This window comes from Rufibacter sp. JT3400010 (genome assembly GCF_054956755.1).
In genome coordinates this window covers 50,921-75,326 of the sequence record NZ_JBUDXA010000018.1, presented here as the reverse complement: position 1 = coordinate 75,326, position 24,406 = coordinate 50,921, and the positions used below count along the sequence as shown (strand labels likewise).

General features: G+C 50.3%; 19 protein-coding genes and 1 pseudogene. 11 read left to right on the top strand and 9 right to left on the bottom strand.

Features of this window, described 5'->3' with window-relative positions; genetic code table 11:
• Window position 1: 1 nt before the first annotated feature.
• From ACY0JR_RS15615 to ACY0JR_RS15600, 4 genes are all read right to left on the bottom strand, one after another.
• Window positions 2–1,339, bottom strand: coding sequence for a M16 family metallopeptidase (locus ACY0JR_RS15615; RefSeq protein WP_462635051.1), 1,338 nt, complete (start codon window positions 1,337–1,339; stop codon window positions 2–4).
• Between the two features lie 563 nt (window positions 1,340–1,902).
• Complete coding sequence (locus ACY0JR_RS15610; RefSeq protein WP_462635050.1) at window positions 1,903–2,649, bottom strand: LytR/AlgR family response regulator transcription factor; 747 nt, start codon at window positions 2,647–2,649, stop codon at window positions 1,903–1,905.
• 193 nt (window positions 2,650–2,842) lie between these two features.
• Window positions 2,843–3,943: a serine hydrolase domain-containing protein gene (locus ACY0JR_RS15605; protein ID WP_462635049.1), complete on the bottom strand. Its 1,101-nt coding sequence runs from the start codon at window positions 3,941–3,943 to the stop codon at window positions 2,843–2,845.
• 91 nt (window positions 3,944–4,034) lie between these two features.
• Window positions 4,035–5,054: a sensor histidine kinase gene (locus ACY0JR_RS15600; protein ID WP_462635048.1), complete on the bottom strand. Its 1,020-nt coding sequence runs from the start codon at window positions 5,052–5,054 to the stop codon at window positions 4,035–4,037.
• 209 nt (window positions 5,055–5,263) lie between these two features.
• On the opposite strand from ACY0JR_RS15600, the pseudogene ACY0JR_RS15595 reads away from it, so the two are divergent.
• From ACY0JR_RS15595 to ACY0JR_RS15580, 4 genes and pseudogenes are all read left to right on the top strand, one after another.
• Window positions 5,264–7,693: pseudogene (locus ACY0JR_RS15595) on the top strand (TonB-dependent receptor domain-containing protein).
• 673 nt (window positions 7,694–8,366) lie between these two features.
• Window positions 8,367–8,771: a DUF983 domain-containing protein gene (locus ACY0JR_RS15590; RefSeq protein ID WP_462635046.1), complete on the top strand. Its 405-nt coding sequence runs from the start codon at window positions 8,367–8,369 to the stop codon at window positions 8,769–8,771.
• 68 nt (window positions 8,772–8,839) lie between these two features.
• Complete coding sequence (locus ACY0JR_RS15585; protein WP_462635045.1) at window positions 8,840–9,712, top strand: helix-turn-helix domain-containing protein; 873 nt, start codon at window positions 8,840–8,842, stop codon at window positions 9,710–9,712.
• A gap of 97 nt (window positions 9,713–9,809) precedes the next feature.
• Window positions 9,810–11,411, top strand: a complete 1,602-nt coding sequence (locus ACY0JR_RS15580) for a PQQ-dependent sugar dehydrogenase (RefSeq protein ID WP_462635044.1) — start codon at window positions 9,810–9,812, stop codon at window positions 11,409–11,411.
• Between the two features lie 204 nt (window positions 11,412–11,615).
• Here the strand turns inward: ACY0JR_RS15580 and ACY0JR_RS15575 are convergent, their stop codons facing one another.
• From ACY0JR_RS15575 to polX, 3 genes are read right to left on the bottom strand one after another with little or no spacing between them, the layout of a single operon-like run.
• Window positions 11,616–11,936: an Mpo1-like protein gene (locus ACY0JR_RS15575; protein WP_462635043.1), complete on the bottom strand. Its 321-nt coding sequence runs from the start codon at window positions 11,934–11,936 to the stop codon at window positions 11,616–11,618.
• A gap of 51 nt (window positions 11,937–11,987) precedes the next feature.
• Window positions 11,988–12,938: a restriction system modified-DNA reader domain-containing protein gene (locus tag ACY0JR_RS15570; RefSeq protein ID WP_462635042.1), complete on the bottom strand. Its 951-nt coding sequence runs from the start codon at window positions 12,936–12,938 to the stop codon at window positions 11,988–11,990.
• 32 nt (window positions 12,939–12,970) lie between these two features.
• Complete coding sequence (gene polX / locus ACY0JR_RS15565) at window positions 12,971–14,680, bottom strand: DNA polymerase/3'-5' exonuclease PolX (protein WP_462635041.1); 1,710 nt, start codon at window positions 14,678–14,680, stop codon at window positions 12,971–12,973.
• A gap of 313 nt (window positions 14,681–14,993) precedes the next feature.
• Here polX and ACY0JR_RS15560 point away from each other — a divergent pair, with 313 nt between their 5' ends.
• The 4 genes from ACY0JR_RS15560 to ACY0JR_RS15545 all read left to right on the top strand — a co-directional run bounded on the left by ACY0JR_RS15560 (window position 14,994) and on the right by ACY0JR_RS15545 (window position 19,234).
• Window positions 14,994–15,389 carry a hypothetical protein gene (locus ACY0JR_RS15560; RefSeq protein ID WP_462635040.1) on the top strand — a complete coding sequence of 132 codons (396 nt, stop codon included), beginning with the start codon at window positions 14,994–14,996 and terminating at the stop codon, window positions 15,387–15,389.
• A gap of 68 nt (window positions 15,390–15,457) precedes the next feature.
• Complete coding sequence (locus ACY0JR_RS15555) at window positions 15,458–15,862, top strand: EVE domain-containing protein (protein WP_462635039.1); 405 nt, start codon at window positions 15,458–15,460, stop codon at window positions 15,860–15,862.
• 65 nt (window positions 15,863–15,927) lie between these two features.
• The gene (locus ACY0JR_RS15550) at window positions 15,928–17,481 is read left to right on the top strand and encodes a hypothetical protein (RefSeq protein ID WP_462635038.1); all 1,554 of its coding nucleotides are present in this window, start codon (window positions 15,928–15,930) and stop codon (window positions 17,479–17,481) included.
• 199 nt (window positions 17,482–17,680) lie between these two features.
• Window positions 17,681–19,234: a hypothetical protein gene (locus tag ACY0JR_RS15545; RefSeq protein WP_462635037.1), complete on the top strand. Its 1,554-nt coding sequence runs from the start codon at window positions 17,681–17,683 to the stop codon at window positions 19,232–19,234.
• A gap of 19 nt (window positions 19,235–19,253) precedes the next feature.
• Here ACY0JR_RS15545 and nhaA read toward each other — a convergent pair whose 3' ends face one another.
• Complete coding sequence (gene nhaA / locus ACY0JR_RS15540; RefSeq protein WP_462635036.1) at window positions 19,254–20,432, bottom strand: Na+/H+ antiporter NhaA; 1,179 nt, start codon at window positions 20,430–20,432, stop codon at window positions 19,254–19,256.
• A 174-nt stretch (window positions 20,433–20,606) separates the two neighbouring features.
• On the opposite strand from nhaA, the gene pyrR reads away from it, so the two are divergent.
• The 3 genes from pyrR (at window position 20,607) to ACY0JR_RS15525 (ending at window position 22,768) form a co-directional block, all read left to right on the top strand.
• Window positions 20,607–21,179, top strand: coding sequence for a bifunctional pyr operon transcriptional regulator/uracil phosphoribosyltransferase PyrR (gene pyrR / locus ACY0JR_RS15535; protein ID WP_462635035.1), 573 nt, complete (start codon window positions 20,607–20,609; stop codon window positions 21,177–21,179).
• The gene (locus tag ACY0JR_RS15530; RefSeq protein WP_462635034.1) at window positions 21,166–22,089 is read left to right on the top strand and encodes an aspartate carbamoyltransferase catalytic subunit; all 924 of its coding nucleotides are present in this window, start codon (window positions 21,166–21,168) and stop codon (window positions 22,087–22,089) included. The genes pyrR and ACY0JR_RS15530 overlap by 14 nt, the downstream gene beginning before the upstream one ends.
• 268 nt (window positions 22,090–22,357) lie before the next feature.
• Complete coding sequence (locus tag ACY0JR_RS15525; protein ID WP_462635033.1) at window positions 22,358–22,768, top strand: STAS/SEC14 domain-containing protein; 411 nt, start codon at window positions 22,358–22,360, stop codon at window positions 22,766–22,768.
• 122 nt (window positions 22,769–22,890) lie between these two features.
• Here the strand turns inward: ACY0JR_RS15525 and ACY0JR_RS15520 are convergent, their stop codons facing one another.
• Window positions 22,891–24,351, bottom strand: a complete 1,461-nt coding sequence (locus ACY0JR_RS15520) for a TolC family protein (RefSeq protein WP_462635032.1) — start codon at window positions 24,349–24,351, stop codon at window positions 22,891–22,893.
• Window positions 24,352–24,406 lie beyond the last annotated feature (55 nt).

The following is a 24,406-nucleotide window of genomic DNA, read 5'->3' as shown; positions in this document are numbered from 1 at the left end:
ATTAATTAGCCGCTTTAGCCGTAGCCGGTAAATAATACAATACTACCCGAGCGTTAGGCTGCAGGTATTTCTTGGCAGCCGCCTGAATGTCCTGACGCGAGATGCTTCTGATTTTGTCCAGTTCCTGATTTATGTTGTTGGTGTTCTTGTTGTAGAAAGTGTACCCGCTGGCCAGGTTTTCGGCCACGCCCAACATGGTGGAGTTGGCGGTCACGTAGTTGTTTTCAAACTGGTTCTGAATCTTCTTGTAATCCTCCTCAGAGATGAGCGTGTTCTGCAGGTTGGCCACCTCGGCGTCAATGTCTTTCAACAAGTCTGGCAATGGAGTGTTATTATTCGGCAAAGCCAGCGTGATGTAAGCGCCGTAATCTTCCAGCGCGAAGTTGAAGGCTGCTACCTGCAAGGCATTCTTCTTCTCATCCACCATTTTCTTGTAAAGCTTAGAACTAGCTCCACCCGACAAGATGGACGAGATCATTTCCATGGTTTTGGAATCCTTCTCGCTCATGCCTGGCACCCGGTAGCCCGCAAAGATGGCCGGAATCTGGATGTTGGCGTCATAGGCGGTGTCTACAATCATTTTGGTGATGGGGGCTTCCACCACTTTTGTGTAGTTCACCGGGGCTCCTTTGGGCACGGCACTGAAATAAGCGCTCACCAATTCTTTGGTCTGAGCAATGTCAATGTCACCGGCAATGGAAAGCACCGCGTTGTTAGGCACGTAGTACTTCTTGAAGAACGCCTGAAACTCCTCCAACTTAGCGGCATCTAAGTCAGCCATTGACCCGATGGGCTGCCAGGTGTACGGGTGCTTGGTAAACAACCGCTTGAACATTTCATTGGTAAACTGGCCGTATGGCTGGTTATCAAGGCGCATGCGCTTTTCTTCCTTCACCACCTCGTTCTGCGTTTTAACGCCCACCTCATTGATGACCGGGTGCAGCATTCTTTCGCTCTCTAGCCACAAGCCCAGCTTGAGTTGGTTTGAGGGGAACACCTCGTAGTAAAAAGTGCGGTCATGTGAGGTATTGGCGTTGTTCTGGCCCCCGTTGCTGGACACCAGTTTCATGAACTCGCCGCGCTTGATGTTCTGCGAACCTTCAAACAACAAGTGCTCAAAGAAGTGCGCGAAGCCGGAGCGGCCTACTTGTTCGTTTTTAGAGCCTACGTGGTACATCACAGACACCGCCACCACGGGGGCAGATTTGTCCTGGTGCAGGATCACGTGTAAACCATTGGGTAGGTCATACTCGGTGAACTCTACTTTCTGGGCCTGTGCCGCCGTGGAAGAGAGCAGGGCCGCTGCCGCCGCCACCAAAAGATGCTTCTTTGAAAACATACTGCTGTTACGTTTGTAAAAAATAATGAAAGGGTTTCTGTACTGTTTGGGATTGACTCTAACTGAAGTGCCTATGCTGAAACTGGGGAGTAAGTAAGACGAGTTTATCTAATGTATAGGGAATAGCTTTTTTGCTTCTTTCTACAGGCAAGACCGCCTTACAACTGTTAGTAGTTGAATTTACTCTTTTATTACAGGGGAATAACGGTACAGCTAAGATTTATTTGAGGAACGCTTTTATTGTTCCTTTTACTCCAAGCAGTAAGGCTGTTGCATTTTGTACCATGTGAGCAAATCAGTGGAGCGTTGTTTGAGGCTGTCGCCTCACTGATTTGCAAACTTCAGCCCATGGTAGGTCCAAGTTGAAAACTTGAACCATGTTCTTTGGTGGATGAATCGGCCCTACTCCATTCTGACCAATTCTCAAAGAAGGTTTCCAAAGAGTGTTTCAAGGGCTTTTCCTGAAAATCAGGTTTAAAACGGGGTTCACCGCTTCCAGAAGAAAGGGAGAGCCGATGCATCAGAACACCAACTCTCCCCTACCAGATAAAAACTGTTTTCGTTTACGGTTGATCTTTCTCCCTGATCAGTTTGAAAAAGCCTTCGCGGTAGGTCTCTCCGATGGGGATGGATTTGTCCTGGATGTACAGCGTGTTGCCGTCTACCATGTTCACTTTGTCAATGGAGATGATGTAGGATTTGTGCACACGGTAGAAAGGCGGGTGCGGCAATTGCTCTTCCATATCTCGCAAAGTTTGGTATGTGACCACGCGATGCTGCGGCAAGTACAGAGACACGTAATTCTTGAGGCCCTCAATGAACAGAATATCGGTGTAATTGATGCGCAGGAACTTGTTTTTGCTCTCGCCTTTTACAAACATGTATTCTGGAGGAGCCGCAGGCGAAACCGGAACTGATGGAAGCACCGGAGTTGGAGCAGCTAAAGAAGATACGGGTTGCAGAAGGACCTGCGCTTTCTGCACGGCTTTCAGAAAACGATCAAACGCAATGGGCTTGAGTAGGTAATCCACCACATCATGCTCGTAGCCGTCTAAGGCATATTCTGGGTAAGCAGTGGTGAGAATGACTTTGCACTTGTTGCCCGCCAGTTTTAGGAACTGGAGCCCGGTCAGCTCCGGCATCTGGATGTCCAGAAAAACCAGATCTGCGCGATTGGCGGCTACCCAACTTAAGGCTTCAATGGGGCTGGTAGTGCTGCCCACAAACTCCAGGAACGGAATTTTCTCAATATAGGCTTTTAAGAGGTTAGACGCGTATGCCTCGTCATCCACGCAAATACACTTGATCATTTCTGTACTTAAGAGTTAGCTGGGAAGATGTCAGGCTTTCTTGCAGCCTTTTCCGTAAATGGGCACAAAACAACACTTACGTCTGAATCTTCTTCCAGATGATAACGGTTGAACAACCGCTATTGTACCTTCGATTTTCGGCTTGTTTTCGCCAAAACAGGCTAAAAATGCCTTGGCTTAATAGTTACTCTAGTTACAATTGTTTGGCTATATCCCCAAAGAAAGTCCATTTGTTCCAGACGCCGTAGCCTTTGCTCAACTTCACCATCACCAGACGTTCCTTGGGATTGACGTAGATGTACTGGTTCAGGATACCTTCGGCGAGGTATTCTGAGGAGGAGGAAGACAGCCACCATTGGTTTTTGTAGAACCGGGTGCCGCCCTGGGTGGTGTCTGCGGTGGTAGAGGTTTGCACCCAACTGGCGGGCAGTACCTGTTTCCCGTTCCACTGGCCTTGGTGCAAGTATAAACTGCCAAACTTGGCGAAGTCGCGCGCGGTGGCGTTCAGACAGCAGAAGGCTTTCTCTACGCCCTCCTTTTTCTGGTCTGTGCTCCAACTGGCCTCACTTTCCATACCCAACGGCGTCCAGATTTTCTCTTGCAGATACGCGGTCACGGTTTTGCCTTTCAAACATCTTTCCAGCACCAGCGCCAGCAGTTGGGTATTGCCGCTGGCATATTCAAACTTCTCCCCTGGCACGCTGGCTAACTTTAGTTTCAGGCTTTTGCGCCGCAGGTTTCTCCCGTAGTAAAACTGGGCATCTTCATGAAACGGATTGCCATAGGTTTCTCTGAACTTTATGCCCGAAGTCATTTGCAACAGGTGCTTGATGGTGACTTGGTCAAAGCCATTCTTCTTCATTTCAGGCAGATAGTTGGTAACAGGCTCCTCTATGGACTTGATCAAACCATCTTCCAGGGCAAACCCAATGAGCGCAGACGTAAAAGCCTTCGTCACCGAAAACGCAGGGATCTGGCTTTCTTTCCCGTACCCGTAAAAATAATTCTCATACATAATAGAGTCATTCCTGAGAATGAGAAACGCCACGGTATTCAAGCTTTTCAGATACGCCTCAAAGTTTGACCTGTTTCCGCCTCTGAGTGCCGCAGCATTGATGTTAACGGGCTGGGCAGCTACGGGAAAGAGATGGGACACGGCCGCTGGCTGCAAAGGCCTGCCAGGAAAAATCTCACTGTCCGTGATGTCTGGTGCTAAATGTCTGCCCATTCGCAGAATGGTGCAGGAAGACAAACTGCATAGTATCATGACCCAGACCAGTACCAATTTTCTCATGTCCATCTTATGCGTTCAGTTGCCGTTCCTTTTAGTTTCTATGCTATCGCCGTTTCGGGCCTGTTTTTCAGAAAATGAGCCCAAAACGAAATCATAGCTTTTTCAGCTCTAATTGTGCCAGGTGCGTGGTGCCCTTGTTCTGGATGATCAACGAATGTTGATTTGGGTAGAGCAGGTCCAGCCGCCGCTTTACATTCACCAGCCCGATGCCGGTGGTCTGGTCTTTCTGGTGGTTATTGATCTGGTTCTGCACCTCAAAAAACAACTGCTGTCCCGTTACCTGCAAATGGATGCGCACCGGGTTCGCCGCGTCATTCACCACCCCGTGTTTAAAGGCATTTTCCACAAACGGAATCAAAACCAGGGAGGGCACCCGCTGATCTTCTACATGACTTGAAACCGTGAACTCCACAAAAAACTGGTCTTCAAACCGAAGCCGGAAAATGTCAATGAAGCGGTGCAGATAGTCTACTTCTTTGTGTAATTCCACCTTGCCATCTGGGTTGTCATGGAGCATGTAGCGCATCATCTCAGAAAGCGTGAGAATAGCCTGGGCTAGTTTCTCAGAAACCGGATACGCCTGTGCGTACAGGTAATTAAGGGTGTTGTACAGAAAGTGCGGATTTACCTGCGATTTCAGGAAAGCCAGCTCGGCCTGGTTTTTCTCGGCGCGCAGCAGCTTGCTTTCCTTTTCCTTTTTAATGGTGTCTTGCAGATTCCAGACTACGGAGCTAATCACCATCATGGGAAAAGCCCTGAACAGGTTATCGCTTAAATAGTAAGAGAAGGTGGCATTCACATTATAATTCCTGAACCCGAACAGCAGCGGGCACAGCATCTCTTCTAGAAAGTAGCGGGTGAAGGTGAACAGGAAAGGGGCAAAAGCAAGGCAAAGCAACAACTGAACCATCTTCTCGCGTTTCAGGAACCTGGGGTATACTAGTGAATAGCAGTAGTAAAAGGTTACGGCCATACAGACGGAATAAGTAAGGAGCAGCAAATGGGACCAGGTGAGCGGCCTCTGTTCGTCAAGGTAATCTGCCAGCAACGTGTACCCCAGGTACAGCGTCCATGCCCCTGCATGGTACAGAACGGTTCTGCTTTTCTTCATTTGCCAAAGCTAATCAGCACGCCCGTGTTCGCCACTTATTTTATCCCAACCCCCATATTCCTGATTCCAACCCGGGTTTGCGCCCAGTTTTCCAGAAAGTAGCCGCAAAACAAGATTGGGATAAGGATTAGAGGGGTTGAGATCATTTTTTTTCAGGCCAGAGCAACCAAATACACCTTTAGGCATCTATTCATTAAAGACCTATAGGTATGCATGTAACCTCTACCCTCTCCTCCCGCTGGCTCCTAGTTTTCTCCTTTTTGCTTCTCTCTTTTTCAGTCTCTGGGCAGGCAGGTACTGCGGTGAAAGGAGCAGTGGTAGACGCTAAGAAACAACCGGTAGGTTTCGCCACTATCTTGCTGGTGCACCTGCCAGACTCTGCGGTTACCAACTCCCAGACAGCCGACGAGGCAGGCCGATATGCCTTTGAGAAAGTGGCCGCTGGCCGATACCTCGTCAAAGCCACCCGCATTGATTTCACTCCCGCTTTAAGCGAGGCTTTTGAGGTAAGCGACCAACCCGTGCAGGTACCCACCTTACAAGCCAACACCAAAGCCACGGCCTTGCAAGAAGTGGTAGTGCAGGGGCAACGACCTTTGCTGGAACAGCAAGCCGATAGGCTGATCATGAACGTGGAGAAGCTGAATACCGCCGGAGACAATGCGCTGGAGGTTCTCAAAAACGCACCCGGCGTTCGGCTGGATAAAGATGACAACATCCTCTTTAGAGGAAGCGGCAGCGTGAACGTAATGCTCAATGGTAAGATGACGTACATGAGCGGCCGTGAACTGAGCATGTACCTGAAATCTTTACCGGCCTCGGCGGTGAGCAAGGTAGAACTGATTGCCAACCCACCCGCGTCTTATGATGCGGCTGGCACGGCGGGTGTTATCAACATTCAACTTAAACGTGAACTCACCAAAGGCATGAACGGCACCCTGAGTTTGGGCAGCGGCTACGGCACCTATGGCAAAGCGTGGGCGGGCATCAACCTGAATTACAATCTGGGCAAGGTGAGTTTCTACACCCGCCTGAACACCGGCCATTACAATTCCTACAACAAGCTGACCATGGAACGCACCATCCGGGACAGCGTTTACCGTTCGGTGAACTACTGGCACCCCATTACCAAGAGCGTGAACGTAGTGGCCGGGGCCGATTATTTCATCAGCAAACAGCACACTGTGGGGCTTATGCTGAAAGGGTACACCTCGCCGCAGGATGTCCTGACCACCAGCAACTCCGTGACCTATGATATTCCGGGTAACCCTATTGGCGGCGTACAGATGCACAACCCGCATGAGGTGGTTTCCCATAACTACAGCCTCAACCTGAACTACAAATTCGACATAGACACCACGGGCCGTTCTCTCACCTTTGACACCGACTACGTTCGTTACCGCAACGGTGCCGATGAACGCTTCAGCAACCAGTACTTTGAAGCCGCCATTATGCCCGGAAGAGAGTTTGAGAACTTCCGTAGTTTCTCAGATGCCGCCGTCCAGATCTATGCCATTAAAGCCGATTACGTACACCCACTGGCCCAAAATTGGAAGGTTGAAACCGGCTGGAAAAGCAGTTGGGTACGCAATGACTCAAATATAAAGTTTGAGACCTAGCAGGAAAGCAACTGGCAACTGGATGACCGCCGCACCAACCATTTCTTGTATGACGAAAACATTCATGCCGGGTACGTGAGCCTGAGCAAGAAAGTAAGCAAGCAATTAAGCATGAAAGCGGGATTAAGAGCCGAGCATACCATTTCTAAAGGTAATTCGCTCACCACCAAAAATGTAGTAAACCGCAACTACTGGGAATTGTTCCCCAGCGTATTTGCCAGCTATACTCCTCATGAGGATCACCAGCTTTCCACCTCGTACAGTCGTCGCATCAATAGGCCCAGTTACCCCAGTTTGAACCCGTTCACGTTTTATTCAGACCCGTACACCGGCCTCAGAGGCAACCCGTTTCTGCAGCCTTCTTTCTCCAATTCCTTGCAGTTCAACTACACGTTCAAGAACTTCCAACTGTTGGGCATCAGCTATCTGCAGCAGAATGATTTTGTGATGGAAGTGGTGAGCCAGAACGATGCCACCAAAGAAAGCATCAGCACGCCGCAGAACCTGAGCCGCGCCCGTTCCCTGAGTATTAGCAGCGGTGGCACGTTGCCCGTGCGCAAATGGTGGAGCGCTAACCTACAATTACAAGGCAGCCTGAACAAAGTGAGCACTCCGGTACAGGGCGAACAATACAACCAGGAACAGTTCTCCTGGGACTTCAGCACCGACCATAACTTCACCCTACCTAAACAATTTACGTTGCAATATTCCGCGTACTACAGTTCCCCTTCCGTATCTGGCCTCTTCCAGAACAAAGCCTCTTACCTCATGAGCATAGGCGGCAAGAAAACCTTTCTGGACGGACGTGCCACCGTCAGCCTGAAACTCAACGACATCTTTGACACCGCCCGTTTCAGAGCCAACCTGGACTACAGCAACGTGCACATGTACTGGGAAAATGAATGGGAAAGCCGCCGCCTCAACCTCACGCTCGACTACAAATTCGGGAACAGCAAAATTAAAACCGCCCGCAACCGCAGAACCAGCACCTCAGACGAAGAAAACCGTGTCAGCAAATAATTCCAATCAAAGCACGTCCATAGGACGATGAAGACATTGCAACGGAACAAGCTGCAACCCGTCACCTGCGCCTTCCCCAGCGGAGGGCCGCCTGCGTAGCCCGAAGCTAAGGGAAACGCAAGCAGCGGCGGCCCAATTGACAACAGCACAAGCTCCCTATGGAACAGAGGACGGCTGCCCGATGGTACCTTACTGAAGCTCCGCCTGTCTGAGCGGCAGCGAGTTCGGAGCTTCTTGATTCTTTTGGTTACTTTTCTCATCAAGGAGAAAAGTGACAAACGCCAGCAGAGCGCATCTGCCGCCAAGAAGTTAGCAAGAAGGAAGTGGAAAGTAAAAGCTAATTGGAACGGCTGTCTTAGTTGTTGGTGAGAACAACAACAACGGCGAGGAGAAGTTAAAAGGAGGAAAGTAGAAAGTAAGCAGTCTATCCGTTCCGCCAATCAGGAGATTGGCTGCCCACCAAGTGCTTAGAGCGCTGACGCTAACTCTACGCACAACACAAACAGCACAAGGCGCACAGCAAAGAAGCATTTCTAACCTACTTTCCAGAAAACCCCTTTAAAATACTTCACATTACACTATCCTCGGCAAAAATCACCGGAACACCCGCCTTTTGTCCTATCCATAAACTGCTAGCGCACGTACTTTTGTAAAGAGAAAACAAACGAAAGCTATGTTAGGAAAAGGCTCTAAACTGTACAGCATTTGTAGATTGAAATGCCCGAAGTGCCACGAGGGGAATTTGTTCCAGAATAACAGCCTCATGGGCTACAGTAAAATGTCGCAGATGCTGGACCATTGCCCGGTGTGCCACCAAGCGTATGAGCCCGAGCCCGGCTATTATTACGGGGCCATGTTTGTGAGCTACGGCCTCACCACCGGCCCAACGCTGGCCATTGTGGGCTTGATGATGCTGTTCTCAGACGAGATTACTATCTGGATGTTTGTGGGGGCGCTGTTACTATCTTTGCTGCTGTTTTTGCCTGCCATCTTCAAACTGTCACGCGCCATCTGGATTAACATTTTCATCAGCTATAATCCGCAGGCGGCCACGCATCCGGAGGCCAGAGGACATTAAGGGCGTTCCTTTCTAAGCTATTTTTCGCAACTTGGGGCAAAACCGGCGAGACGCTTGCCGTTTGCCTTATGCCCGAAAAGCTTCCTGTTTACCGTATTCCAGATTTCACCTCTGCCAAGGGGCTTGCCCGTGGCATTCACGTAGCTGATTTACAGGCCCACCGGCAGAAACACGCCTTTGTGCAGGTTCCGCACAAGCATGATTTTTACTTACTGCTAGTAGTTAAGGCCGGGCACGGCAGCCACACCATTGATTTCACCCAGTATGAGGTGAAGCCTGGTAGTGTCTTCTTCCTCACGCCCGGGCAGGTACACGCCTGGGAACTTTCACCTGAGACCGAAGGCACGCTGTTGTTTTTCACACCAGAATTTTACCGCGCAGACCGCACTACTGATACCCTGCGGCAGTTCCCTTACTTCCAGACCTGGCAACATCCACCGGTGTTGTACGCCGCGTCTGAGGTCTTTTCTCCCGTGGAGCAACTCCTACACCAGATGCAACAGGAATATACCCAATCGGCTCCTTTCCAACCCCATGCGCTGCGGGCTTTTCTGGAACTGCTTCTCATTCAACTGGCCCGGCTGTACCCCGAGGCACCCGTCACTGCAGATGAGAGCAGCTGGCCTTTTCAGTTGTACCAACTGGAAACCCTGGTAGAAAACCATTACCGGGAGCACCAGCCCACCAGTTTCTACGCCAACGCCTTGCACCTTTCGCCCAAGTACCTGAACGAACTCTGCAAACAGAACCTGGGCAAAACCACCACAGACTTACTCCAGGAACGCCTTACATTGGAAGCCAAACGGTTGCTCACCCACTCGCCGCACCTCAACATTGCGCAGGTCGCGCAGGCCCTCGGTTTCGAAGACAATTCTTATTTCAGCCGTTTTTTCAAAAAACAGGCCGGAACCACGCCTGAACAATTCCGGCAGAAGGGGTAAATACGGAATCTACTTTGTAACCAACCTTTTACCACAACCTAATCTCAAAAGCCAGGGTTTAAAGACAGGATAACCTTGTTTGATTTACTTTTCCCCCATGACACGCTGCTTTCTTCTTCTGTCTTTTTTACTGCTCACTTCCTGCTATTCTCATTTCACCTCTGCCCAAGACCTGACCGGCCCCAAAGGCGAAACCTTCACGGTGCGGGTGGTGAAAGACAAACTGAGTGACCCGTGGGAAGTCACCTACGGGCCCGACAACTATCTCTGGATTACCGAAGCCAAAGGCTATAAAGTAAGCAGACTGAATCCTTCTACCGGTGCCCAAACGGTTTTACTGGACCTGACTTCGGCCCGTAAATTCCCTCGCTATGACAAGGTTCCAGATGAGGTGGACGGTGGCAAGCCCTGGCCGCAAGGCGGATTGATGGGTTTGTCTCTGCACCCAGCTTTGCTTTCGGGCAAGCCCTACGTGTACCTGGCCTACGCCTATGATTTTGCCGGGGCCGGAAAAACGGGCGAAGGGTGTGACCCCAATTTTGGCGGATGTCATTTTACCATGCGGGTGGTGCGGTATGACTATGACGCCAAAGCGCAGAAATTAGCCAACCCTCTGGTGCTTTGCGATAGCATTCCGGGCAGCAACGACCACAATTCCGGCCGCTTACTCATTGCGCCGGTCAACGGCAAAAATTTCCTGTTCTACACCGTGGGCGACATGGGTGCCGGTCAGTTCAAAAACGTGGGCAGGCCCAACCATGCCCAGCAAATCAGCAGCTATGAAGGCAAGGTACTTCGGTTCAATCTGGAGCCCGATGCAGATAAAAACCAATATGACCGCTGGATTCCGAACGATAACCCTTTCACTACCGACCAGCGTCAGAACGCCGTCTGGAGCTACGGACATAGAAATGCCCAGGGCTTGGCGTACGCCGAAGTAGGGGGCACCGGCAGAATTTACACCAGCGAACACGGTCCTTTTTCTGATGATGAGATCAACATGATTGAAAGAGGCAAGAACTACGGCCACCCTCTGGTGATTGGCTACAATGACAACAACTACAACGGACTGGCCGCGGGCGTAAGTAATCATTCCCAAATTCCCGGCGAGTGGCACACCACCTACCCCACCATTAAAAGCGAGAAGGCCAACGCCGCCGCCATTGGGCCCCAACTGTACCGTGATCCTATTTACAGCTTCAATCCCAACTCCAACGCGTTTTTGACCAAGATTCTGACGCTGGCAAGAAGCGGCGGTGAAAAAAATACTCCTGAGTGGCCATCCGAAGCCCCCAGCAGCATAGCCGTGTACACTTCCTCGGGCATACCCGGCTGGCAGAATTCCCTCCTCATACCCACCCTCAAAACCGGAAAGCTGATCAGGCTGCAACTCAATGCCACGGGTACCGCTGTCACCGGCGATACCCTCACGTACTTCCGGTCAAAAGTTCGGTACCGTGACCTGGCAATTTCCCCTGATGGCAAAAAGTTGTACCTGGCCGTAGACAGCTCTTCGGTTACCTCCGGCCCCTCGGGCGAAGACCCCAAAGGCAGCCAATACCGGGGTTCTATTCTGGAGTTTACCTACGTGAAGGGCGGCACTGCTTTGAAAGGTGCTATGGGTGGGGCACCGGGCAGCAAGACGCCAACTGGTTCAAAGGCTGTAGGCCAAGTTGCCGACAAGCGTCGGGAGAAGTAGCCCATTTTATGCTTTGAGCCTGCTTTCCTGAAAACCGATTGAAAACAGATTATTCGAGTGCATAAAGCGGGTTACTTAGTGGAAAGCCCAATTCTCCATTTTGTCATCCTGAAAGGATCTTCTGGGCCAACTGCCATAACGCTTACGCGAAGCCTATCTCGTTCGCTCACAAGATCTTTCCAAGAGGACAAAGGAGGGTTTACGTTACTTGACTTTGAATTTCTGCTTGCCTGTGAGCAGATGAAAGAACAGCACAAAGTCTGAGGCTAGGCTGTAAAACGGATATTGAAACGTAGCTGGTTTGTTTTTCTCAAAGAAGAAATGCCCCACCCACGCAAAGCCGTAGCCAATGACCGGCAGCCACCAAAGCCAGCCGTACTGCCCCAATACAAAGGCCACTAGCATGAGCAGCAACAACAACCCGGTTCCTGTAAAATGCAGCACCCGGCTGGTAGTGTTCTGGTGCTCTGAGAGGTAGAACGGGTAGAACTCTTTAAAGGAGGTGATGCGAGTTGGTGTTGGCATGGCCGTAAACTATTCTTTATAATTCAAATCAGACCTTTGATTCTCATAATTCTAATTCACAGATTGCCTAGAAGCCAAAAACTGTTCCCTTAGTTCGGCTAAGGTTTTGCCTGAATAATCTTTCCAACTCGTCCAACCATTAACGGTTTGTCTGGAGCTACCCGCTTTCTGAATACCTGCCAGAGCCGCATATGAAGGACTACTAAATATTTGCCCTTGGAATTCAATAGCTCCATCTTCTAGAAGTGAAGCTTCAAACCTCATTTGCTGTCCATTTTTTGGTTTATAGTCCATGAAAAGCTTATCAGTTTGGCTCAACAATCCTGTAGAAATCAAATCTGATACTTCAACATCATACTTGGCAATTTGCTTGTTAGAAGTAACTTCAACTTGAATCTCTGTTTCTACTTCTGTGTCTAATTCAGGCTTAAATTCTTCAGGAAAATCATAGATAACATTAGTGGGATTATTCAACTCCACAAATTTATTTACTAGCCATAGCTTAACCTTGTATTTGAGTGTCCGAGCCCAGTCACGCAAATCATTTGTAATACCGTCTATTGGAACCCCAATTATTGGCTCAGTCTCTAAAATTTCGCTTACAACCTTTCTAACGTTTATGGCACTAATTCGAAGATCATTGAACTTGTCTTTAACATAGTCATCCTCTTCATATTTCCTTACTGCCACATCTTCAATAATCTTTCTGGCAAGAATCTGCTGTGAAGCTAAAACTTGTTTTGTTACCTGAGGAGCTATATGGCTCCAAATGCTATGATGGACTAGTTCTGCTTCAACCAAGTACCACCGTTTTAAAGCAATATCGATTGCAAAACCGTCAGGTATCGTACCTGCTCCATCAGCTGTTTTGATTAAAGTCTTCGGCAAATAAATGGAGGTAGGACCAAATAAGTATTCATAGTTTCTTACAACTACTTGTTCTAACTCATTTTCATTTTCAAATGGTGCTTTAATAAACTTCCTATCTCCAAAAATCAGCATATAAAGATCATAACAAGTACTCCTAAATATAACTAAATCCCCTTCGCCTTCTTCCGCTCCGCGAAATAAGCCGCCACTTCATCCCTACTCTTCGCGTTGAACGTCATCTCGGCAGTTAAGCCGCCTTTACGGCCTACCAGCACACCGTAGCGCATGTCATCGTAGCCACGCATGCTGTGGGCGTCTGGGTTGATGCTGAGCAGCACGTTTTGGCTGAGGGCGTATTCTACCCAGCGCCAGTCCAGGTCTAAGCGCCTCGGGTTGGCGTTTATTTCAATAATTACCTGGTTGGCGGCGCAAGCATCAATCACGGTTTTGTGGTCAATGGGGTAACCTTCGCGGCGCAAAAGCAAGCGACCGGTGGGGTGGCCCAGCATGGTAGTGTACGGGTTCTGAATAGCATTTACCAATCTATCAGTCGCTTTCACGATGTCCATTTTCAGGTTGCTGTGGATGGAGGCGACAATGAAGTCAAAGGAAGCCAGTACCTCGTTTTCGTAATCCAAGGAACCATCTGCCAAGATATCAGACTCAATGCCTTTGAAGATGCGGAACGGACCCAACTCCTGGTTCAGGCGGTCGATTTCCTTTTGCTGCTCTTTCACCCTGAACTCCTGCAAACCGTTCGCATAAAACGCAGATTTAGAGTGGTCGCACATGCCCAGGTACTCAAAGCCTAGTTGCTTGCAGTGTACGGCCATTTGCTCCAGGGTGTGGGCTCCGTCTGAGTAAGTGCTGTGGTTGTGCAGAATGCCTTTTAGGTCACTGTTCTGGAGCAGGGTGGGCAGTTGGTTTTCGCGGGCTAAGTTCAAAACGCGCGCACTTTCCCGCAACTCCGGCGCAATGAACGGCAATTGTACGCGCTGAAAAATCTCTTCTTCAGAAGAAGCAGGTTCACCGTAGGCTTCGGCCATCAGCGTGTCTCCGGCTTCGTTCACGGGTTGGGTTAACCAGGCGGGGTTAGCTGAGTGGAGCAAGGTTTGGTTTGCGAAACGGCGTTCGGGCACCAGGCGTACTTCCAGCTTCACGCCGGAAGTATCTAGCAGTCCGCGCCATACAAAGGGTCCCGAAACGGTTTCCTGAGGTGATATACCCGGCAGCTCGGCTAGGAAGTTGGGCCAGTTGGCATCATCACTCAGGCTCAAAAGAAACTGCAAGGTCTCCACCGTCTCCAGGTTGCGGCGAATCTCCCCTACCACTTCGGCGGCTACCGTTTCGGGCCTGTTTTTCAGGAACGAGAGTAATTCCAGGGCCAGAATCTCGGCTTCGGCCCAAAGCAGTTTGCCTTTGTTGGACTCGGTGTATTGCAGCCCCTGCAGAATGGTCTCCTGGGTTTTCGCCCCGAAGCCCTTCAGCTTGGACACTTCGTTTCTCTCGCAGGCCTCGCGCAGGCCGTCAATGGTGTCTACGCCCAGGTCTTTCCAGATGGTCTTGATCTTTTTGGGGCCAATGCCCTTGATGTTGAGCATCTGCACCACGCCCTCGGGAGTGGTCTCCAGCAGGCGGTTCAAGTCGGTGTGGCTGCCCGTCTGAATGGCTTCCATGATCTTGCCCGCCATGCCTTTGCCAATGCCGTCCAGCTTTTCTAACTGGGCCTGACTCATCTGGTGAATGGGCGATTCAATGCGTTCCAGCACCATGACAGCGCTAGTATAGGATCTTATTTTAAACGGGTTCTCGTCGTGCAGCTCCATGAGCGAAGCCGTTAGCCGGAACATACGAATGAGTTCTTTGTTCTCCACGGTGCAGGTTGTGAAAGGGGTTTGAACAAAGATAAGAACATCCTGCGGATGTTAGTCCTGAGTGCTGAGTCTTGAGTCGGGTAAGGTATGAACGCTAAGTATTGGCAAAGCCGATTTAAGCTTGCTTCCTGAAAACTGCTTCAAAAGGGATAAAGCCTTTAGAGATGATGCAGGCATTTATTTCGACACATATTTGACCAATTCAGAACTCTAGACTCAGAACTCAGGACTACTTGTAAAGACTCAGAACTCTTTTTTAGTATCTTGTGCCAAGATTGTCTCGGGCGGCTTGCCTGAAAGTCCCTTTTGCCCTATGAGAAACTTCTTTTTGCTGAGTGTAGTGGCTGTGCTCCTGATGGCGGCCCAGTGCGGAACCGGGCCTGAGTTACCGGCTTCGGTGTACGGAAAAACCTGGCTTAATTCGTATGAAGAAGATTCGGCAGAGGTGAAAACGTACCGGCCCAATACCTTTGATTTTCCGCCGTCAAGGGGGCGCACTGGGTTCATGCTGCAGGAAGACGGCACGTTTATCAGGTACGGCATTGCCCCTACTGATGGGCTGGAAGAACACCCCGGCAAGTGGGAAGCCAACCGCAAAAACCGGCTGCGCATCACCTTCCAGAACCCGAAACATGAACCGGAAGAACTGGAGATTGTCTCTGTTTCTGCGGAAATGATCAAGATTCGCCGGATTAAGAACCAAGAATAGATACCTTTTACCTTTCATGTACCGCAAGCGCTTTCCTGCCAAGGGCAGCCCTTGTTTTTAGCTTACCTATGAACTACTGGCTCGTTAAAACTGAACCTGAAAAATACGCCTGGTCTGACCTGCAACGCGATAAACAAACCACCTGGGACGGCGTTAGAAACTTCCAGGCCCGCAACAACCTCCAGAAAATGCAGGTGAATGACCTAGTGCTGTACTACCACAGCGTATCTGAAAAATCTATTGTAGGTGTGGCCAAAGTAAGCCGTGAAGCGTTCCAGGACCCCACTACTAAGGAGACGCAATGGGTAGCGGTAACGCTGGTGCCTGAGCAGGCATTTACCAAACCCGTGACCCTGGACCAGATTAAAAAAGAGGAGCGGCTCCAGAACATCGCGCTTCTGCGCCAGTCCCGGTTGTCTGTGATGCCGTTAACACCCGAAGAATTTGACATTCTGCTGCAGATGGGTCAGTAAAAAGGCAAGAAAACCACTCCTAGAACGTTGGCGTTTTACTGGATTACCCGTATCTTAAACGCACTATGTTTCCACGCCTCAGAAGCACGTATTGGCTGTCTCTGCTCCTCCTGCTCTGCTGGGGTGCGGTTTTCCCTGCCCAAGCCCGTCAGAAAAAAGAGAAAGACAAAGAGAAACCCACTGCGCCCACCCAAACCCATCGGGTAGAGATCGAAAGTGATTCTTATGACGAGGAGCATTCTGTACATGCCTTGCCAGACAGCAGTTTGCTGGTGGTCTCTACCAAGCGCAACAGCTGGTTCGGGAAGAATGACTTTGTACTCACCAAGTACAACCGGGAATTGAAGCAGGTTTGGCAGACCAAGCACGAGCATAAAAATAACCAGTCTTTGCTGCATGTGGCCGCCGAACGGAACATGGTGTACCTGCTGTTCTCTACGCTCAGCAACAAGAAATTGGTGCTTTACCGGGTGAACGCCGCCACGGGCACTGCCACATTTAGTGAGCACACATTGCCTTCTTCCTACATCAACGTCAACGAGATGGCTGCTTTGGATGGGCAGGTGTTCCTGAATGGCTTGGACCGCGACAACCTGAACATGCTGCACCTGAACCCCAGCCAGGAAGAAGTAAAACTACTGCCGGCGGTGTTCGGGATGGAAGAAGATTTAGGCGAGTTCAGGGTGGACACGCTGACCCATGCCGTAGAATTTGTGGTGGCGGAGTCGAACGGCTGGCGTTCAAGGGTGCAGACCAAACGCATCAATACCAAAGGCGACGTGATTGGTACCTATTTCATTCAGCCCGAGATGGATTACCGCAATGACAACACCCTGCAGGCTGGCCGCCTCACCCCCGGCGACACCCTCAGCAAAGTGCTGCTGGGCACCTACGGGTACCGCACGTCGGTTTTCTCCAAAGGACTGTTCGCCAGCGACCTCTACAGCAATTTAAAGTACTACGATTTCAGTAAACTGGATTACTTTTTTGAGTACCTCGGGCCCCGGGCCCAACGCCGCCTGAAAGCCAAATTCGCCCGGCAGGAAGCCAAAGGGAAGCCTCTGGTGCTCCGGTACCGCATGTTCCTGCACCCGGTTATTCCGCACCCGCTGGGCTATGCCCTGGTGGGCGAGATTTACTACCCGCAGTACCGCAGCAACAGCTTCAACCAGTACGCCAACATGACCGGCCGCTACCCCGATCTGCGCCTACCCCGAAGCAACTTTGACGGTTACCGCTTTACCCACGCCATTGTCTGCGTATTTGACAAAGAGGGTAATCTTCTGTGGGACAATGCCTACAAGCTCAAGAATGAGACTTACCCCAATTTAGGCCCCACGGTAGAGGCCGGTGTTACGCCCTCCGGCAACATTGCCTTGGTCTACCCCGATGAGGAATACATCTGGCACAAGACCCTGAGACCTAAAACAGAACTTTCCAATGAGGAGAAAGTGGAGGTGCGGGTGCAGGAAGAATCAGAGAAAATGGTCTCCAGCAGCAATGAAGGCATTGTGCACTGGTACGGCGGTAATTTTATCGCCTTCGGTTTCCAGCGCATCAAACCCGCCCACGGCGATGCCCGCACGGTCTTCTACCTCCAGAACATGACGTTTGAGTAAAGCTAACTCTCGTCTGGTTTTAAGCTTAATTTCTGAAATTAAACCATAAACCAAGGCTGGGGTTCCGCTTTCACTTCGGCAGAAATTAAAGAACAAGCATTGCCATACATTCAGGAAAAAATCTGCCTTAAAACTACGACTCAGGCAAGGCTTTATATAACTTTTAGCCTATATTGAGGGTGGACTTACCTCTTCCCGCATGCGCTGTTCTACCCTATCTGGCTATCAATTCTTTTTCATGGTCTTCTTGTTGAGTTGGGGCATTACGCTTCCAACGCAGGCCCGGCAAAAAAACAAGAATAGACAGAAATCTCCTCCGCCTGCCCAAACGTTCCGGTCAGAACTGGAAAGCAACTCCTTTGACAATGAGCACCAGGTGCATCCGTTGCCAGACAGCGCCTTGCTGCTGGTTTCTATGAAACGCAATGCCTGGTTTGGCAAGAATGACTTTGTGCTCACGAAGTATGACCGCCAACTGAAACCTGTCTGGGAAAGCAAGCAAGAGCATTTACCTAATACCAGTCTCCTGTTTATGGCCTCTGAGCGGGGCGCCATTTACTTGCTGTTTTCTACCATCTCCAGCCAGAGGCTTCTCCTTTACAGAGTCAATGCAAACACCGGTGCCGCAATGGCTAGTTACCATCAACTGCCTTCGTCTAACTTCCTTTTCAAGGAGATGCTGGCGTTAGACGGACAGGTGTTTCTGAGCAGCTTTGACAATTTAACCATGAATATGCTGCACCTGAACCCTGGCTACGAAGAGGTGAAGCTTCTACCGGTACTGGCCGGAATGGAGAAAGATCTAGGCGAGTTCAGGGTAGACACGCTCACCAGATCTGTGGAGTTTGTAGTGGGTGAGTCTAATGGCGAACGGTCAAGAGTGCAGGTAAAACGTATGAACACCAGAGGTGATACCAAAGGCACTTACTTCATTCAACCAAACTTCAATGACAGGAGCGGCAACATGCTGCAACCCGCCCGTCTAACCCCCGGTGACACCTTAGCTAAGTTCCTGATAGGCGCCTACGGGTACCGCTCAGATGAATTCACCAATGGATTATTCCTCAGCACCTTGGCAGGGCAGATCAGCTATTACAACTTCGGTAAACTTAGCCACTTCTTTGAACACCTGTCTCCGGGGGGAGCGCGCCGCATGAAGCAAAAAGCAGCGGAAAAAGAAGAAAAAAATCAGCCTATCTTTAAAGAGCACAAACTCCTGTTGCACCCGATTATGCCGCACCCCTTAGGGTATGCGGTAGTGGGCGAAGTGTACAATGAGCACTACAACACCATGAGTCAGGAGGAGTACAGAAAATTAAATGGGAAACTTCCTGGTTACAATGATCTGCGGGTTGCACTAGACGGGTATCAATTCACCCAGGTAATTGCCTGTGTCTTTGACCCACAGGGAAATTTGGTTTGGGACAACTCGTATAAGCTCAAGAGCACTACGTATCAAACCTTAGACCCTACCGTGAAAGCCGGGGTCACTTCGGCCGGAAACATTACGTTGCTTTTCCAAAAAGAAGATTTTGTCTGGCACAAGACCTTAAAACCCAATATATTGCTCACCAATGAAGAGCGGGTAAAAGTGCGTTTACAGGAAGAAAATGAGACCATGGTTACTAGCACCAATGAAAAAATCATTCACTGGTACGGTGGCAACTTCATTGCCTATGGATTTCAACGTATCAGGCCTAAACAGGGCTCTAGCCGCACGGTTTTTTACCTCCAGAACATGGCCTTTGAGTAAAGCTTCTTCCTCCGGAACATCAGGATACAAGCTTGTTTGCAGAAACGGCCCGAAGCAGCAAAAAGCCCAGCAAGCCAGATAGTACTGATGCCACTAGAATAGAGAACTTGGCTTCAGTTTGGAGGACAGGGTCTGCGAAGGAGAGCAGAGCAATGAAAATAGACATGGTGAAGCCTATTCCGGCTAAAAGTCCCATTCCGGCCACCATTTTCCAGTTCACGCCTGTTGGCAAAACGCTTATCTTTAACTTCACGGCTAGCCAGCTCAACAGAAGGATTCCGAGGGGTTTTCCTAAAAGTAGCCCCAAAACAATACCTATTCCCATGGGACTCAGCAACCCTTCCAGCATACCAGCCTCAAACCTGATGTTGGTGTTGACCAAGGCAAAGATGGGCATGATCAAAAAGTTGACGGGCTTGGTAAGCGCGTGTTCCAGGTGCTCCAACGGAGACTCCTTCGCGTCTGGGGTGGTAGGGATGGTGAGTGCCGTGAGCACCCCGGCCACCGTGGCATGCACCCCCGAGTGGTGAATGAAGTACCACATGAAAACTCCGGGTACCAAATAAAAGACCAAGGATTTCACCCCTAGCTTGTTAAACAGCAGCAACAGTAGAAAAACACCTCCTGCATACAGCAAATAGGTCACGTGCAGCCCCGCCGAATAAAAGACTGCAATCACCACTATAGCGCCTAGATCATCCACAATGGCTAAGGCGGTCAGGAAAATTTTCAGGGCAATGGGCACCCTGCTGCCCAGTAAGGAAAGTAGGCCAATTGCAAAGGCGATATCTGTGGCCATGGGAATGCCCCAACCGCTGGCCGTGGCAGTTCCGGAGTTCACAAGGGCGTAAATACCGGCCGGAACCAACATACCCCCTACGGCAGCAAACACCGGCAGCGCCGCCTTGCTCACCGACGAAAGTTCGCCTTCCAGCATTTCGCGCTTGATTTCCAACCCTACCAACAGAAAGAAAATAGCCATCAGGCCGTCATTTACCCACAAAAGCAAAGGATACCTGAGGTGAAGCTGCGCAGATTCATAGCCCAATTCGGTCTGCAGGAAGTTGGCGAACGCCTCGCCCCAGGCAGAGTTGGCAATAAGTAAGGAAACCACCAAGGAAATGATGAGGATAACACCTCCCGCCGAAGCGGATGTAAAGAAATCTGGGAATACTTTTAGGTTAATGAGTTTTGCCATAGCCTTATCATACGCGAAGATGCGTCTGAGGTGGTGGTACTTAGAACCTACCCCATTCCTGAGCCTAGATTTCTACCGGTCCAACGTCATTCTGCTCGCCGCCAGGCGTAAGAAAATTCAGGTTCTACTACCCACGGCTGCCGGTAAGTCTTTATATTTGCCCAAAACCCGGCCATGCACAAACGCCTCATTGTTCCGCACGCACTGTTTCAGATCATGATCCGGCGCCTGGCGCACCAGCTCATAGAGACGCACCGCGATTTTTCTGATTCCGTTATTCTGGGTCTGCAGCCCCGTGGCATTTACGTGGCCGACCGCCTGCAGCAAACGCTGCAAGAGATTCTGGGCGTTACCGTCCAGACCGGCTATCTGGACATCACCTTCCACCGCGATGACTTCCGCCGCCGCGCCACGCCACTGGCGCCCAACGCCACCAAGGTAGATTTCACCCTGGAAGGCAAGCGCGTGATTCTGGTAGATGATGTGCTCTACACGGGCCGCTCGGTGCGGGCCGCCATTGATGCCATGATCTCCTACGGAAGACCTGCCCAGGTAGAACTGCTGGTGCTCATTGACCGCCAGTACACCCGCGATTTACCTATTGAAGCCACCTATACCGGCCAGCGCGTAGACTCGCTGCACTCACAGCGGGTGGAAGTGACCTGGCAAGGCCAAGATTCTCTTGAGGATGTCATCTGGCTCCTCACTCCTACCCCAGACCAAGATGAACCCCATGCAACAGCTTAGCGTCCGGCACCTGTTGGGCATTAAAGAGATTACCCCACAGGACATCCAGTTGATTTTTGAAACCGCTGACCAGTTTAAGGAGGTTCTGAACCGGCCCATCAAGAAAGTGCCGTCGCTGCGCGATGTCACCATTGCCAACGTCTTCTTTGAGAACTCCACCCGCACGCGCCTCTCGTTTGAATTAGCAGAAAAGCGCCTGTCGGCGGATGTGGTGAACTTCTCGGCCTCGGGCAGCTCCGTGAAGAAAGGCGAAACCCTGCTGGACACCGTCAACAACATTTTGTCTATGAAAGTAGACATGATTGTGATGCGCCACAGCAGCCCCGGTGCGCCGCACTTCCTGTCCCGTAAGATTCAAGCCAACATTGTGAACGCCGGAGACGGCACGCACGAGCATCCCACCCAAGCCTTGTTGGACTCGTTCTCCATTCGGCAGAAACTGGGCGAAGTGGCCGGTAAGAAAATTGCCATCATTGGCGACATTACGCACTCGCGCGTGGCGCTTTCCAACATCTTCGCGCTGCAGATGCAAGGGGCCGAAGTAGCAGTTTGCGGTCCGCCCACGCTGTTGCCCAAGCACATTGCGGATTTAGGCGTGAAGGTATTCTGGAACGTGCGCGAAGCCCTGCAATGGTGTGATGTAGCCAACGTTCTGCGTATTCAGTTGGAGCGCCAAACTGGCAAGCTGTTCCCGTCTTTGCGGGAGTACGCCCTGTACTTCGGGATAAACAAAAAGATGCTGGACGAACTTGACAAAGAGATTGTGCTCATGCACCCTGGCCCCATTAACCGCGGCGTGGAACTCACCTCAGACGCTGCTGACTCGCACCACTCCATCATCCTGGACCAGGTAGAAAACGGCGTAGCCATCAGAATGGCGGTCTTGTACTTACTGGCCAGCAAAGGATAGCCTACCAACCCTAAAGCATCACAGAAAATCGGCTCTGATTTCGGCCCCTTTTCCTAAAAATATGCTAAAAAAAGAAGCAAGTGCCCTGAAGTTTTACTTTTGGGTACTTTTTTTTAGGTACCAAGTAAAAGTTTAAAGCTTTAGCAATCAACTAAATACCAGCAACAGATTATTTATTCAGTATATTTCATAGTTCTACTGGAAACTTTCTTGCAATCAAAATAAGTATATTTGGGGTACCTAAGTCTGAAACAACCTGTCGTATACAATGACCAAAGAACTTATTAACCCATTCGGAAGAGTTTACCTCACCATTAAAGAGGATTCCCAAAACAGGTTGATCTATGTAAACTGGATGGGGTATTTAACAGAAGAAAACGTAAAAACCGGGGCAAAAGCGTACACCCAGGCGCTGCAAGACGCGGGCTATAACTGTGTGCTGAATGATACGCGCCTCATTGTAGGCTCTTGGGATCATTCCATAGACTGGGTGGTGAACGAGTGGGCTCCCAGTGCGGCCAAAGCCGGTCTCAAACGCTTCGCGATGTTGGCCAACCCAGAGAGTTTCGGGGAATCATCAGCGTCTACTTTTCTAAGTGAGCTCAAAGCCTTTGAAGCCAGATCCTTCAACGACCTGGAAACAGCCCGCAAGTGGCTTACTGAAGTTTACGTTAGATAACCAGAACCATACCTCATAAACAGAGGAGCCCGTTGATTGTTATGTCAACGGGCTCCTCTGTTTATGGACCTTTTTGCCAAAAATACCGGTAAAACGCCCGGCTACTTTTGGCATAGGTTTACTTAGAACGGCAAGGGCATGGTCAAGGGCTGGTTTGTCTCAAAATCATACAGCGTTTGCAGCCTAAGGTTATAGTAAGCGTCCCAGAAGTTGCGCAGGGAGCTCACGTAGCTGCGGCGGGCCGAATCACGCTCTGTGGCGGCCTGGTTCAGGTCCAGTAATCCTATTTTCCCGCTCAGGTACCGGTCTTTGGCCCCCAGGTAACGGCGCTCGGCTAAGCCATTGGCTTGCTGAGCAATCTTCATCTGTTCGCGCAGCATTTTAAAGCGTTTTACCTGTAAGTAGACGTCTTGTTCAAAACTTACGCGTTGCTGCTCCAGGTTGGCTTTCACCAGTTTCAGGTTTGCCTTGGCAGTTCCAATCCTGGACTTATTGCGGCCCCAATCCATAAGCGGCACACTAAACCCAACGTTCACCCGCTGCTGTGACGTGGGATCTTCGTACACCGGTCCCAGCGCTCCTGCCCTTTGGGTAAGGCCGTACTGTAGGAACAAGTCAGCATTCACCCCAGAACTGGCTTCGGCCCAATCCAGGTTACGTTCGGCATCCATCTCTTCCCTTCTGATTCCGATAACCCGAGAACGGTTTTCGCGGGCTTGCTTTAAAGCTGTTTCTTCATCTACATGGAACTGTGGAATTAGGTCAGGGGCTATCAGCCGGATAGGATATGTATCAGTCATGCCTAGGTAGGTCTTCAGGCGCAGCGTGGTAGTTTCAATATCCAATCTGGCCTGTTCCAGGCTCTGCCGGGAAGTAAGCAAACTTAACTCCAACTGCAGGAGTTCATTTACGCTGATTTTAGCGTTGTAGAACCGGGCTTGCGCTATCTTGAAGAGCGTGTCATTGTTGGCCACGTTTTTCTGGGCAATGTCAAAGCTAATCTGACTTTGCAGCTGGGAGAAAAACAGATCTGAGGCACGCACAGCAATGCGCTCCATTTCTTCCCAGAAGTTGCGCTTAGCCTCTTCATACCGCAAGGGCTCTGTTTTGCGGTCCCATTTTAAACCATTGTGGTTGAAAACCGGTTGCCGCAAGGTTACTACCACCGGGTTGGAAGCATATGAATGCCCCCCGTTGTTGTCAATACGCTGTAGTTTGGAGTCAATGGAGATCACTCCGCCTGTTAACCCAATGTTCTGCTTCAACTCCAAGTGCCCCGAAGAGACGGCTGACTGTACGGGCACAAATCTTTGTTCACCGGTATTGGGGTCTGTTACCCGTTCATAGTCTTTTGTATAAGAAGGAAGGGTGGCGTACAATGCTAACTGGGGCAGGTAATTGCTTTTATACGTCTGGAACTGCCACGTACGGTTCTCCAGTTGGGTAAGCGCCTGCTGGTAGCTGGGAGACTGCTCCCGGGCCATCTTGATTACCTCGTCTAAGTTCAGCCTACGGGTACCGGGCTCTTCTACATCTGTGGGAAGAGGCGCAGATTTGTCCTGACCAGAAGCTTGGAAACACATCAGAAGGCTACCCAGCATCCAAACAACTGCCAGTGTCCAACCCCCTTTTGTTATT